Genomic DNA, 12,996 nt, shown 5'->3' on the forward strand with positions numbered 1-12,996 from the left:
CACCGGTCAGTCGGTGACAGGTTCGGGCCCCGGGCGCGGTCGGCTTCTGCGGTCGGCGACGAAGGCCAGCAACGCGGCGGCCAGACACGCGGCCGCGCCGACGCCCAGGCCGACACGCGGATTGGTGGCCTCGATGACCGCGCCGATCAGTGGACCGCCGATCGGCGTCGATCCCATGAACGCCACCGACCACAGGGCCATGACGCGTCCCCGCATCTGCGGTTCGGCGTTGAGCTGCAGGGTGGCGTTGCCGGTCGACATGAACGTCACACTCAGCCAGCCCACCAGGAACAGCGCGCAGATGGCGGTGATCAGATCAGGTGCCAGCGCGGCCGCGGCGATCGTGATGCCGAATCCGAAGGCGGCCAGCGTGAGCGGCCGCAGGCCGATGGTGCCGCGCGCCGCGACGACCAGACCGCCGACCACCGCGCCGACACCCATGGCCGAGGTCATGAAACCGAGAGCCTGTGGGCCGCCGTCGAAGACGAAGTCCGCGGCGGCCGTCAGGGTGACCGGGAAGTTGTAGGCCAGAGTGCCGACCAGCGCCATCGTGGCGAGCGGAATCCACAGCGAGGGGATGCCGCGGACGTAGCGGATACCCTCGCGCAGCTGGCCTTTCGCACGGGGAACCGGGGTCTCCTGGGTGATCTTCGTGCTGTCGAGCGCGATCAGCGAGGCGACCACCGCGACGAAACTGACCGCGTTGATCGCGAAACACCAACCCGCGCCGACGAGTGTGAGGATGACACCGGCGACGGCTGGACCGACGGCGCGAGCGGCGTTGACCATCACCGAGTTCAGCGTGACAGCATTGCGGATCAGCGATTTCCCGACGATCTGGTGGATGAACGCCTGTCGCGCGGGTTGCTCGAAGGCGTGTCCGAGGCCGAGCAGTACCGCCAGGATCGCCACATGCCACACCGCCACGACTCCGGCGAGGGCGAGCGCGGCCAGCACCGCCGCAAGCAAGCCCATCATCGCCTGAAGGATCGTGAGCAGTCGCCGACGGTCGACGCGGTCGGCGATGACACCGGCATACGGGCCGATCAGGAGAACGGGCAGTGCCTGCAGCGCGACGATCAGGCCGAGAATCGATGCCGACCCGCTCAACGTCAACACCAGCCAGGCCTGGGCGGTTGCCTGCATCCAGGAACCGGTCATCGACACCGTCATACCGGCGAAGAAGATCCGGTAGTTGGGGATGTGCAGCGACGCGAAGACGCTGTCACGCGAATCAGAGGACGTGGTCGATCACGTCCATCAATGCGAGGGGCTGTTCGAGCGGGATGTGATGACCGGCGCCGGCGAGTTCGACGACGCGTGCCGGTTCGTCGAGGCCGGCGGTGACGATGTCGATCATCGCCGGGGTCACGACCCCGTGTTCGCCGTAGACGACGCTGAGCCGGCAGCTACTCGGCGGGTGCGAGGGGAGATCGGTCAGTTCGTCGGCGAATCCGCGGTCGAACTTCCACCGCCAGCCGTCGTCGTCGCGGACGACCGACTGCCGCGCCACGTGGGTCCTGGCGTAGTCGAGGCTCGGGTGGTCGGGCACGAGCCGGAACCGTTCGAGGGCCGCCTCGGGTGACGGGTAGTGCTTGCTGCCTCGGGGAATGCCTTCCTCGGGCTGGTTTCGCTGGATCTCGTCGAGCATCTCGGCGTCGAGGATGCGGGAGTCGACGAGCACGAGGTGCTCGGTGAGATCGGGGTGGGCGGCCGACGTCCGGATGCCCACGAGCCCGCCCAGGCTGTGCCCCACGAGGACTGCGTCGGTGGTCGCTTCGGCAGCCGTGGCGACCGCGGCGACCTCGTCGGCCCAGATGCCCAGGCTGTAGGCGTCGCGCCAGTCGCTGTCGCCGTGTCCGGACAGATCGAGGGCGACGACGCGACGGTCCTGCGCGTACCGCGGGGCGATGTGGTCCCACCATCCGGCGTGGGCCGCACCACCGTGGACCAGGATCAGGCCGGGGGCGCCGGGTTCACCCCAGCAGCGATAGGTGATCCGCGCACCGTGGACGATGATCGACGAGTGCTCGGGTTCCGTTTCGACTGCTGTGCGGAACCACTCCGGAGCGTCCGCGGTGACGTTCGTGCTCATCGGCATAGCCTTTCACGCATAGGGTGAGATGAATACACACAATCAGACTGGACGGATCGGGTGATGGTGCAAACGGTGATCGTGTCGGGCGGTACGGGCGGATTGGGTTCCGCGGTCACGAGGAAACTGCTCGACGACGGTTGGCGTGTGGTGGTGCCGTGGGTCGTCGAGGCCGAGCTGTCGCGCCTTCCCGACTCCGATCGACTGGTCGCTCTCCAGGCCGATCTGTTCGACGAGTCGTCGGTGGCCGAGGTCGTCGCCGCTGCGGCAGGTGATCCGTCGGCTCCGGTGAAGGCCGTGGTCAATCTGGTCGGCGGGTTCGCGATGGGGGAGCGTGTGGACGCGACCCCGGTCGACGAGTTCGAGCGACTGCTCCGCCTCAACCTGCGTCCGCTGTATCTGCTGTCCGCGGCGGCGATCCCGAAGCTGATCGACGCCGGCGGCGGATCGATCGTCGGAGTGTCGGCGAAGGCCGCGTTCGCACCGTTCTCCGGTGCCGCCGGATACATCACGTCCAAGGCCGCCGTTTGGGCGTTCATCAGCGCCCTCGCCGCGGAGTACAAGGACGACGCCGTCCGGGCCAACGCGATCTTGCCGTCGGTGATCGACACCCCGGGCAACCGTGAGAGCCAGCCGGATTCGTCCCGCAAGGGCTGGGTGTCGCCGGAGGCGATCGCCGAGACCGTCGCCTTCCTGGTGTCCGACGCCTCCGCCGCGGTGACGGGTGCGCAGGTCCCGGTGCCCGGCGTCGGCTGACAATCGGCTCACTCCCCACGCCGGTACGCCATGCGCCCGCGGATCATTGTGCAGCGCACGGAATCCGCGCCTGTCCGTAGCGCGGATTCGAGGGTGTCGTCGAGTAGGACGAGGTCGGCGGGTTCACCGGGACGGACCGTCCGTGGCGCTGCGCCCGGGGTGCTCAGCGGCGTCAGATAGCGACCCAATGCTGTTCCGCGGCTGACCCGTTCGTCGGCGCCGATGGTGCGGCCGTCTGGTGCGAGACGGGTTGCGGCAGCGGCGATCACCGTCCATGGATCGACCGGTCCGTAGGGGGCGTCGCTCGACATCGCGACGGGTGCATCGCGTTCGACGAGTGATGCGCAGCGGTACAGGTCGGCGACATCGGAGGTGTCGAGGCGATCCAGGTAGTCGTCGCCCCGCGCGGTGATGAAGCCGGGTTGGGTGACTATGGGGATCTGCCTGTGGTGCAGCTCCTCGACGGTGTCTGCGGCGATGATCGCGCCGTGTTCGATCCGGTCGTCCGGGTGGCTGCCGACCTCGTCGAGGGCCGCGAGCAGGAGGAGCAGCGCTTCCCGGGTGACGCAGTGCGCGGCGACGCCGCGGCCCCATGAATGCGCGGTGTGGATCTGGTCGCACAGGGTTGGGAAGTCGGGGAGGTCGGAGTCGGCGAGGACGATCTTGAACGGGCCGACGGTCACGGTCGGTGGGAGGTCGGGTGTCGCGTCGAGTGGGACGCCCAGCAGGTGAAGTCGTTGTGGCACTGCTCCGTTCGTGTGCGAGGAGACGAGCGCGATGAGGGACTCGTCGGACAGGTTCGGCGTGGCGTCGGTGACCCCGGTGATGCCGTATCGGGCCAGTTCGGAACCGACGTGTTTCAGATCCGGCGGCCGGGCGTGCCCCATCCGCTCCCGAAGCCAGTCGTCGGCGCGCCACACCCGCCCGGTCGGTGCTCCGGAGTCGTCTCGCTCGACGCCGGGATGATCGGCGGTCCGCAACCCGACGCCCACGGCGGCTGCGGTGTTGAGGAACCACACCGCTCCGCTGCGGTGCTGGATGCGGACCGGCCGGCGGGCGTGGAGCTGATCGAGGGCGGCGGAATCGAGAAGTCCGGCAACGGTCTCCACATAGCCGATGCCGCGGACCCAGCCGGAGGTGTCGGGGGCGCGGTCCAGGGCGGCGCCGAGATCGCCGACGCTGGTTACCTGGGGTGGACCACACTGTACCGACGCCGAGGCCGCAGCCAGCGCGTGGAGGTGGATGTGATGGTCGTGGAGACCCGGGATGAGTGCACCGCCGTCGGCGTCGATGACGTCGAATCCCGTTATCGCGTCGCCCGTGAGGTCCACGCCGACCGTGGTGATCATGCCGTCGTCCACGGCCACGTCGCGGATGCCCTCGGGGAGTGACACCCCACGGAACAGGTTGCCGTTCATCGGGTTCCTCCACCGCCGGCGCGTGCTCGGGGTGGATCGAGGGGCACTGTGCCGGAACTGGTGTCGACCACCCATTGATCGCCGTCGCGACGCGTGGGCGGGGACGGTGGACCGTCGAGGGTCGAGGCGACCGTGGCGCGCATGGAGATATCCCACAGTGTCCCGTTGCCGGGCTCGCACATTGCCAGCGCGGCGGCGGTCAGACCGGCCAACGGATCGGCGATCGCATCGCCCACGAACATCGGGCCCGCGTCGTCGGCGGCGACCAGACCCGCCGAGGCTGCGATGTCGTCGCCGAAGCCGATCCGGTGGGAGTCGCGTCCGGCCGCGGTGATGGACAGCCAGGTGATCCCGTTGGCGACGAAATCCTCGGCGCGCAGACCGAATCCGCGTAGCGCTCGTGGTCGGGATGCCTCGATCACGATGTCGGCCGCGGCCACGAGTCGGTGAAGCGCTTCGCGTTCAGCGGCGATGGACGGGTCGAGCACGGCGGATTCGTGGCCGTCGTGGAGCAATCGGTAGAAGTCCTGGTTTCCGCGTCGCGCGCCGTCCGGACGTTGCGGTGTCTCGACTTTCACCACCCGCGCTCCCGCGAGACCCAGCAGGTGTGCGCACAGTGGCCCGGCCCAGAGGGCGCTGAAATCGACGACGAGCAGACCGTCGACCGGACGGGGAACACCGTTCGGCCGCAATGCGTCACGCGCTGCGTCAGCGATCGCGGCGCCATGTGCGACACCGCCGCCCGCGATGCCCAACAGTGCAGCACGTTCGTCGAAGTCTGCTCGGGAGTGTCCGGCGAGCCAGGCGGCGACCTTCGGCCAGTGATCGTCCTCGGTGACCTCGCTTTCGATCAGCGCGCCCAGCAGGAGGGGGTCGTCTGGGCGTGCGCAACTCACCGCGACCCAGCCGTCCGATGCGGGAAGCAGACGCCCCGATCCGCCCGGGGTGAGGTCTCCCTGGCGGCGGTGACCCGTCAGTGCCGCGCGCTCTCCCAGTAGTGCGGCACCGTCGACGTCGACCGCTCCGGCGCTTGCCGTGCGGATCCAGTCGGTGAGTTCGCGCGCCCGTGCCGCGGCATGGCCGGGCGGAATGAGCGGCGGGCCGTCGGGCCTACCGGTGAGATGCGGGATCCCGCTCTCCGCCCAGGCGCGCACCGGATCATGGGACGCAGGGCTGGACACGGGCGAAATGCTACCGTCCGCAGGTAAAGCTCAGGAGGTTCACTGCCGTGCACGCCCGCCGTATCTCGATCGCCGATCTCGCCGCCGAACCGGTCGTCGGCGGCGGAGGCCTGTTCGGGGATGGTGCCGCTGTCTCACTCCCGCTGGTGCTGGTGGACCTCGACACCGCGGATGGCGTGACCGACGGTGACCTGACCCGGGCCGTCGACCGTGCCTCGGCGTCGGACGTGATCCTGATGGGAACTGCGACGGGCCCGCTCGACGACGCGCTGAACCCGCTGCTGGAGGCACTCGATCTCACCTGTGCCCCGACCGGAACCGGCCACCGGAGTGTGGTGGCCGCCGACGACGTCGACGCGGCTGTCGCAGTGTTCACCGATGCCGTCTCGCGCTGCCCGCAGGCATCCCTCGTCGGCGCGCAGATCGTGCGTGCCGCCGAACCGCTCGACCCCGTGCCGGCCATCGACATCGAATCGCTGGGCTACTCGACACTCCAGGGCGGCGACGAGTTCGGTCGGTGGCTGGAGGCGCGTCGAGCGAAAGGACGACCTCTTCCACCGCCCGCCGTCGACCCGGTGCTGCTGGACCGACAGGCCGGAACCCTGCGGATCACCCTCAACCGGCCCGGACGCCGTAACGCGTACGGGACGGCCCGGAGAGACGCGCTCGTGGAGGCGTTGCGCCTCGCGGTCCTCGACGACTCGATCGACCGCATCATCATCGACGGCGCGGGCAGCTCCTTCTGTGCCGGCGGCGACCTCGACGAGTTCGGCCACATGCCCGACTCGTCGACCGCCCATCTGATCCGCACGCGCGGTGGGGCCGGCCGGTTGGTGTCCACGCTGGCTGACAAAGTCGAAGTCCGGCTGCACGGGCACTGCGTCGGCGCGGGTATCGAGATCCCCGCCTTCGCCGGGCACATCGTCGCCGCGCCGGACACCCGCATCCGCCTCCCAGAGGTGGCGATGGGCCTCATCCCTGGAGCGGGCGGAACCGTGAGCGTTCCCCGGCGCATCGGACGGTGGCGTGCGCTGTACCTGTTCGTCACAGGTGCCGAGATCGACGCCCAGCAGGCACTGGACTGGGGACTGGTCGACGAGATCCGGGAGTAGACCCGTTCCCGCAGACCCACCCCTTTTCCGTATTTCCACCCCCTAGCCGGGTAGTGGGTTTACGGAAAAGGGGTGGGTTTGCGGACGGGGTCGTGGAACTTGTCTAACTCAGTTGGTTCATTTTCCCCATTCGGCGACCGGTCTCTGCTTACGATGACCCCCGAGCTGCGGCCGACGCCGCCCGATTTCGCGTGAGCGCGTCCGCAGCGATCGTCGAAAATCGGTGAGGGGTCAGCGACACATGTCCGACGCAGTTCTCGTGGAGCGCCGGGGGCGCATCCTCGTCATCACGATCAACCGGCCACAGGCGCGCAACGCGATCAACCACGAAGTGAGCCAGTCGCTCGCCGACGCGATGGACGAGCTCGACGACAGTCCGGAGCTGTCGGTCGCCATCCTGACCGGCGCGGGCGGGAACTTCTGCGCGGGAATGGATCTGAAGGCCTTCGCGGCCGGCGAGTCGGTTGCCATCGAGGGTCGCGGTCTGGGCTTCACACAGAAGCCGCCGGCCAAGCCCGTCATCGCCGCCGTCGAGGGCTACGCACTCGCGGGCGGAACCGAGCTGGTTCTCGCGACCGACCTCGTCGTCGCGTCGAAGTCGGCGAAGTTCGGCATCCCCGAGGTCAAGCGCGGCCTCGTCGCGGGCGCCGGTGGACTTCTCCGGCTGCCCAAGAAGATCCCGTACCAGAAGGCCCTCGAATTGGCGCTGGCGGAACGCATCACCGAGAACGGTCCACTGGCCGTCGCGGTCACCAAGCGGATCATCGCCGAGTCGGAATCGTGGAGCGACGACGAGAAGTGGGACCGCCAGGGTCGCCTGCTCGCGCCGGTCTTCACCTCGAAAGATGCGATCGAGGGCGCCCGCGCGTTCGCCGAGAAGCGCAAGCCCGAGTGGACCGGCGCCTGAGTCAACTGCATGTGCCCAACCGATCAGCACGTGAAATCGATGTGAGGAGAACAGATGTCGTTCGAGGGTGAAGTCGCGGTCGTCACCGGCGGTGCAGGTGGACTCGGTGCGGCGACGGTGCGTCGGCTGCACGCCGCCGGTGCGTCGGTCGTGATCGCCGATCTGGCCGACCAGCCGGCGAAGGAACTCGCGGAAGAGCTGGGGGAGCGGGCGATCTATGCGCGCACCGACGTGCTCGACGACGACTCCGTGAACGCCGCGCTCGAGCAGGCGGGGGAACTCGGCGAGCTGCGCTACGCGGTCATCGCGCACGGCGGATTCGGTGTGGCACAGAAGATCGTCGGCCGCGACGGCTCGCCCGCCGAGATGAAGGGGTTCGTCAAGACCCTCAACCTGTATCTCACCGGCACCTACAACGTCCTGCGGCTGACCGCGGCCAAGTTGGCGGCCGGTGAACCCAAGGATTCCGGGGAGCGCGGCGCGATCGTGATGACCAGCTCGATCGCCGGCTACGAGGGGCAGGTCGGCCAGACCGCCTACGCCGCCGCCAAGGCCGGGGTCTTGGGTCTCACCCTGTCCGGCGCGCGCGACCTCGGCTCGGTTGCCGTGCGCCTGAACACCATCGCCCCCGGCACGATGCGGACGCCGATCATGGAGTCGATGGGGGAGGAGGCGCTCACCAAGTTCGCCGCCGGCGTGCCCTACCCCAAGCGCCTCGGTCTTCCCGACGAATTCGCCGCGCTGGCGCAACACCTGCTCGAGAACAACTACATCAACGGAGAGATCGTGCGCCTCGACGGTGCTCAGCGGTTCCAGCCACGCTGACCGGGCCTGCCGCACATCACAAAAGCACAACGACGACCGTCTCGGCTTGGGGTGCTCCGTCGATCCCGGTTACCTTTGTTAAGTCTGAGAACATTGTTAACCAAAGGGGCTATTGGTGCGTTCCTCGTGGAAGAGGCGACTGGCTGTCGTCGCGTGTGCCGTCGCGGTTGCGGCGACCGGATGGGCGCCGGCGGCTCTTGCTGCGCCGGCACCCGACCCCAATCGCGCACGAATCGACACCGTCATCCACGACTCGGCCCAGCAGACGACGCTGATCGTCTACTCGGCCGCGATGCGCCGGCTGGTCCCGGTCAACGTCCTGCGCCCCAAGGACCTCACCAAGCCACGCCCGACCCTATACCTCCTCAACGGTGCCGGCGGCGGCGAGGACTCGGCGACCTGGGCGGCGAAGACGCAGTACTCGAAGTTCTTCCGCGACAAGCAGGTCAACGTCGTGACGCCCATCGGCGGTGCGTTCTCGTACTACACCGACTGGCAGCGTGACGACCCGGTGCTCGGCCGCAACAAGTGGACGACGTTCCTGACCAAGGAACTCCCGCCGTTGGTGGACAGGGAGTTCAACACCACTCGCAAGAACGCGATCGCGGGCATCTCGATGGCCGGCACCTCCGTGCTGAACCTCGCCATCTCCGCACCGCGGCTCTACAAGTCGGTGGCAGCCTACAGCGGTTGCGCCCGAACCAGTGATCCGTTGGGGCAGACCTACATCCGGATGGTCGTCGCCGACCGCGGCATGGGCAACGTCGACAACATGTGGGGTCCGATCAACTCGTCGGGATGGCGCAAGAACGACCCGTACGTCAACGCCGCGAAGCTGCGGGGCACCAAGGTCTACATGACCAGCGGCACCGGCCTCCCCGGCTGGTACGACCGCCTCGAGGCCCCGCTGGTCGCCGGAGACCCGGCGACGCTGGCCAACCAGGTGATCCTCGGCGGAGTCATCGAAGCCGCCGTCAACGAGTGCACCAAGCAGATGGCGCAGCGTATGCGCGCGCTGAAGGTTCCGCACACGGTGCTGTTCCGGCCTGACGGCACCCACTCCTGGGGTTACTGGGAACGCGATCTCAAGACCACCTGGCCGATGATCGCCAAAGATCTGAAGTGAGCGAAGCCGACCGATTGTGGGCTGACGATCTCGAGGCCGGACAGGTGTTCCGTTTCGGCACTCACCACGTGACCGAGGACGAACTGCTCGACTTCGCCCGCACCTGGGACCCGCAGGACTTCCACACCGACAAGGCCGCGGCCGAGGCCGGCGTCTACGGCGGGCTGATCGCCAGTGGTCTGCACACGATGTCGATCTATCAGAAGCTCGCGGTGACCGGGGTCCTGTATCGCTGGAAGGTCATCGCGGGCAAGCGACTTGCCGATGTCGTGTTCCTCCGGCCGGTGCGTCCCGGTGACACGTTGACCGGTTCGCTGACCATCGACGCCGTCGACTTCGACGACCGCAATCGCGCGCTCGTCAGGTCGACGTCGGAAGTGGTGAACGACGCCGGGAAGCCGGTGATGCGGACCGTCGTAGAGGCGTACGTACACGCTCGGCCGGCCGGCACCCCTCTGCCGGCCGACCGGGACGACTGAATTCAGCTCAGTTGGCGCGGTCCTTCAGCAGCAGCCGGACCGTGAGCTCGAGGCGATTGGTGACGTCGGTGGCCGACGCGCGTCGGGTCAGCCACTGCACGAGGTTCGACATCCACACGTCGGAGAGCACGCGCGCGATCGCGAGATCCTCTTCGGTGGGTTCGCCCACGCCCACGATGGCACCGGCGAGGAGCCGGTCGATGATGCCGGCGACCTGATCGACCTCGGCGGTCGCCGACGCGTCGGCGAACATGAAGGCGCGGGTCATCGCCTCGGTGAGCAGCGGGTCGCGCTGCATCGCGAAGGTGATCATGTCCAGTACGTGGCGCAGGCGGTCGATCGCGGTGTCGCCCCGCAGTTGTGAGCGGTCGACCTTCGACTCGACGCGTTCGAACTCGCGCGCCAGTGCGGTCACCAGCAGGTGGACCTTGGACGGGAAGTAGCGGTAGAGCGTGCCGACCGCGACGTCGGCCTTGTCGGCGACGGTGCGCATCTGGACGGCGTCGTAACCGCCCTTGGAGGCCAGAGCGAGCGTCGCGTCGAGGATGCGGCGGCGGCGTTCGCGCTGCGCGGTGGAACCGGCTTCGGGCGACGCGGCAGGGGTTGCGGCCCCCGCTGGGGCGTCGACCGCGGCGTTGCCTGGTGCAGAGCGGGCCATGTGTGTACGGACATCCTCACGTGATCGGCGACCGGGGAGGCGGGGGATTCACGGGTGGCTACCCGATCACCTCCACCCATGGCATATTAGAACAGGTTCTAATTATTCCTCACAACTCGACATACAGAGGATCACTCGTGACAATCGCCACGTCTCCCGAACAACAAGCCGTATGCCACAGTATCGAGTCCTGGGCGCGCGCCGCGAAGGTGACCGAACTCGTCCGTTCCGACCTCGACAAGCCGCGCGACCAGTGGACACAGCTGTTCGGTCAGCTCGCGGACTTCGGTGTGTTCGCGGCCGCGGTGCCGGAGGCGTCCGGTGGTCTCGGGGCGGGATTCGTCGACGTGGCGGCGATGGTCGAGCAGTGCGGCATCGAATTGGTCCCGGGGCCCGTCGTCCCGACGGTGACCGCTGCTATCGCGCTGTCCACCAGCGCCGATGCCCGGGCGCAGGCGCTCCTCGACCAGGTTCTCGAAGGTGCGCTACCCATCGTGACGCCGGTCGCGAGCCACGCCGGCGGGGCGGCCGCACCGCTGTCCGACGCCATCGACCTCGGGCTCGTCGGCGGCTACTCCGAGGGTGTCGCGGTCCTCGCGGCGCTCGACGTCCCCGGTCGCGAGGGTCGCTGGTGGATCCTCCCGCCGAACGTCGGCAGCGCCGACATCGCGCCGGAGACCCCGCTCGACGGCACCACCTCAGTGGCCCGCGTGCGCCTGACCGGTGTCACCGCCGACGACCTCGTCGAACTACCCGATGCGCCGCTCGTCGAGGGGCTGCTGTCGGCGACGCTTGCTGCGTATCAGAGCGGCGTCACCCGCTGGACCCTCGACACCGCGGTCGACTACGCCAAGGTCCGCACACAGTTCGGTGCGCCGATCGGATCGTTCCAGGCGATCAAGCACATCTGTGCCGAGATGCTCTGCCGCAGCGAAGAGGTCACGGCCGTCGCATGGGACGTGGCCGGTGCGGTCGACGAGGTGCTCAACGCCTCCTCCGACGAACTCGCCTCTGCGCGAGAACAACTCGAGATCAGCCGGCTCGCCGCCGACGTCGTGGTGGCCCAGGCGCCCGCTGCCACGGCCAAGGACTGCATCCAGGTGCTCGGCGGGATCGGGTTCACCTTCGAACACGACGCGCATCTCTACCTGCGGTCCGCACTCGCCGCGCAGGCGGCTCTGGACCATGCGCACGATGCCGCCACCGCGCTCGCCGACCGCGGGCTCGCCGGTGCACGCCGGCGCTTCGCCCTCGACCTGTCGCAGGTCGAGGACAAGCGGAACGAGGTCCGCGAGACGGTCGCACGCATCGCGGCGGCCGACGCCGACGACCAGCGGCGCGTCCTCGCCGAGACCGGTTACCTCACCCCGCACTGGCCGGCGCCGTACGGACTCGGTGCCGATGCGGCCCTGCAGTTGCTCATCGACACCGAACTCGACGCGGCCGGCGTCGTCCGGCCCGACCTCGTCATCGGCGCCTGGGCGATTCCGACGATCCTGTCCCACGGCACCGACGCGCAGCGCGAACGCTTCGTCGCCCCGACCCTCGCCGGCGAGATCGTCTGGTGCCAGCTGTTCAGCGAACCGGAGGCCGGTTCCGACCTCGCCGCGCTGCGTACCAAGGCGGAGCGCGTCGACGGCGGCTGGAGCCTGTCCGGTCAGAAGATCTGGACCTCGCAGGCGCACAACGCGCAGTGGGCCATCTGTCTGGCGCGCACCGACGCCGAGGCCCCCAAGAACAAGGGGATCACCTACTTCCTCGTCGACATGTCCTCGCCGGGCATCGACATCCGGCCGCTCCGCGAGCTGACCGGTCGCGCCAACTTCAACGAGGTCTTCCTCGACGACGTCGTCGTGCCCGACGACTGCATGGTCGGCGAGGTGAACAACGGCTGGCGGTTGGCCCGCACGACCCTCGCGAACGAACGCGTGGCGATGGGCGGGTCCGGGCTCGGCAAGGAGATGGAGTCGCTGCTGCGTCAGGTGCAGGGCATGACGCGCGACCTCTCCGACGCCGAACGGGTGGCACTCGGCAGCCAGTTCGCCGACGCACATGTCGGTCGGGTCCTCGACGCCCGTGCCGCCACCCAGCAGCTCGCCGGACTCGACCCGGGTGCGCTGTCCAGCGTCCGCAAATTGATCGGTGTGCAGCACCGCCAGTCGGTGCCCGATCTCGCCCTGCGGCTCCTCGGCGTGCAGGGCCTGGCGGCCACCGATGCGTCCGACGCGGTGCTGCAGAACCGCTGTCTGTCGATCGCCGGTGGAACGACCCAGATTCTCAAGACCGCGGCGGCGGAACGCATTCTCGGTTTGCCGCGCGGCTGACCGGTCGCGGCTGCGCGAAACCGCAGATAAAGCCGGATCTCTACCCTCTGATGCGCCGACTCTGATACAACTAGAACAAGTTCTAGTTCTGTAGTTCGCGCACGGTGAGGAGACG

General features: G+C 68.5%; 11 protein-coding genes and 1 pseudogene. 7 read left to right on the forward strand and 5 right to left on the reverse strand.

The features are described from left to right. Positions 1–6: 6 nt before the first annotated feature. Together GOALK_RS08590 and GOALK_RS08595 are read right to left on the reverse strand one after the other, a co-directional pair. A pseudogene (locus tag GOALK_RS08590) lies at positions 7–1,230 on the reverse strand (MFS transporter); the annotation flags it as partial. Positions 1,231–1,234: 4 nt separating this feature from the next. Then, positions 1,235–2,095, reverse strand: a complete 861-nt coding sequence (locus tag GOALK_RS08595; RefSeq protein WP_006358412.1) for an alpha/beta fold hydrolase — start codon at positions 2,093–2,095, stop codon at positions 1,235–1,237. A 63-nt stretch (positions 2,096–2,158) separates the two neighbouring features. On the opposite strand from GOALK_RS08595, the gene GOALK_RS08600 reads away from it, so the two are divergent. Further along, positions 2,159–2,851 (forward strand): SDR family NAD(P)-dependent oxidoreductase, encoded by a 693-nt coding sequence (locus tag GOALK_RS08600; RefSeq protein WP_006358413.1) that lies wholly within the window; start codon positions 2,159–2,161, stop codon positions 2,849–2,851. An 8-nt stretch (positions 2,852–2,859) separates the two neighbouring features. Here GOALK_RS08600 and GOALK_RS08605 read toward each other — a convergent pair whose 3' ends face one another. Continuing rightward, entirely contained in the window at positions 2,860–4,269 is a 1,410-nt protein-coding gene (locus GOALK_RS08605) for an amidohydrolase family protein (RefSeq protein WP_006358414.1), read from the reverse strand. Then, entirely contained in the window at positions 4,266–5,450 is a 1,185-nt protein-coding gene (locus GOALK_RS08610) for a CoA transferase (protein ID WP_040004074.1), read from the reverse strand. Before GOALK_RS08610 ends, GOALK_RS08605 begins: the two co-directional genes overlap by 4 nt. Positions 5,451–5,497: 47 nt before the next feature. Here GOALK_RS08610 and GOALK_RS08615 point away from each other — a divergent pair, with 47 nt between their 5' ends. The 5 genes from GOALK_RS08615 (at position 5,498) to GOALK_RS08635 (ending at position 9,899) form a co-directional block, all read left to right on the forward strand. Further along, the gene (locus GOALK_RS08615; RefSeq protein ID WP_006358416.1) at positions 5,498–6,562 is read left to right on the forward strand and encodes an enoyl-CoA hydratase/isomerase family protein; all 1,065 of its coding nucleotides are present in this window, start codon (positions 5,498–5,500) and stop codon (positions 6,560–6,562) included. Between the two features lie 241 nt (positions 6,563–6,803). After that, positions 6,804–7,469 (forward strand): crotonase/enoyl-CoA hydratase family protein, encoded by a 666-nt coding sequence (locus tag GOALK_RS08620; protein ID WP_006358417.1) that lies wholly within the window; start codon positions 6,804–6,806, stop codon positions 7,467–7,469. A 54-nt stretch (positions 7,470–7,523) separates the two neighbouring features. Beyond that, positions 7,524–8,294 (forward strand): SDR family NAD(P)-dependent oxidoreductase, encoded by a 771-nt coding sequence (locus GOALK_RS08625; RefSeq protein ID WP_006358418.1) that lies wholly within the window; start codon positions 7,524–7,526, stop codon positions 8,292–8,294. Positions 8,295–8,409: 115 nt separating this feature from the next. Beyond that, complete coding sequence (locus GOALK_RS08630) at positions 8,410–9,420, forward strand: alpha/beta hydrolase (RefSeq protein ID WP_006358419.1); 1,011 nt, start codon at positions 8,410–8,412, stop codon at positions 9,418–9,420. Further along, positions 9,417–9,899 carry a MaoC/PaaZ C-terminal domain-containing protein gene (locus GOALK_RS08635; RefSeq protein WP_006358420.1) on the forward strand — a complete coding sequence of 161 codons (483 nt, stop codon included), beginning with the start codon at positions 9,417–9,419 and terminating at the stop codon, positions 9,897–9,899. Before GOALK_RS08630 ends, GOALK_RS08635 begins: the two co-directional genes overlap by 4 nt. Positions 9,900–9,906: 7 nt before the next feature. Here the strand turns inward: GOALK_RS08635 and kstR are convergent, their stop codons facing one another. Continuing rightward, entirely contained in the window at positions 9,907–10,557 is a 651-nt protein-coding gene (gene kstR, locus GOALK_RS08640; RefSeq protein WP_005194416.1) for a cholesterol catabolism transcriptional regulator KstR, read from the reverse strand. A 137-nt stretch (positions 10,558–10,694) separates the two neighbouring features. On the opposite strand from kstR, the gene GOALK_RS08645 reads away from it, so the two are divergent. After that, positions 10,695–12,881: an acyl-CoA dehydrogenase family protein gene (locus GOALK_RS08645; protein WP_040004075.1), complete on the forward strand. Its 2,187-nt coding sequence runs from the start codon at positions 10,695–10,697 to the stop codon at positions 12,879–12,881. Positions 12,882–12,996: the final 115 nt, after the last annotated feature.

Source organism: Gordonia alkanivorans NBRC 16433, assembly GCF_000225505.1.
GTDB classification, from domain to species: domain Bacteria; phylum Actinomycetota; class Actinomycetes; order Mycobacteriales; family Mycobacteriaceae; genus Gordonia; species Gordonia alkanivorans.

Bases quoted from the DNA above. Each gene is read 5' to 3' on its own strand.
- GOALK_RS08600 (WP_006358413.1), top strand. From the start codon at position 2,159: ATGGTGCAAACGGTGATCGTGTCGGGCGGTACGGGCGGATTGGGTTCC.
- GOALK_RS08620 (WP_006358417.1), top strand. From the start codon at position 6,804: ATGTCCGACGCAGTTCTCGTGGAGCGCCGGGGGCGCATCCTCGTCATC.
- kstR (WP_005194416.1), bottom strand. From the start codon at position 10,557: ATGGCCCGCTCTGCACCAGGCAACGCCGCGGTCGACGCCCCAGCGGGG.
- GOALK_RS08625 (WP_006358418.1), top strand. From the start codon at position 7,524: ATGTCGTTCGAGGGTGAAGTCGCGGTCGTCACCGGCGGTGCAGGTGGA.
- GOALK_RS08605 (WP_006358414.1), bottom strand. From the start codon at position 4,269: ATGAACGGCAACCTGTTCCGTGGGGTGTCACTCCCCGAGGGCATCCGC.
- GOALK_RS08595 (WP_006358412.1), bottom strand. From the start codon at position 2,095: ATGAGCACGAACGTCACCGCGGACGCTCCGGAGTGGTTCCGCACAGCA.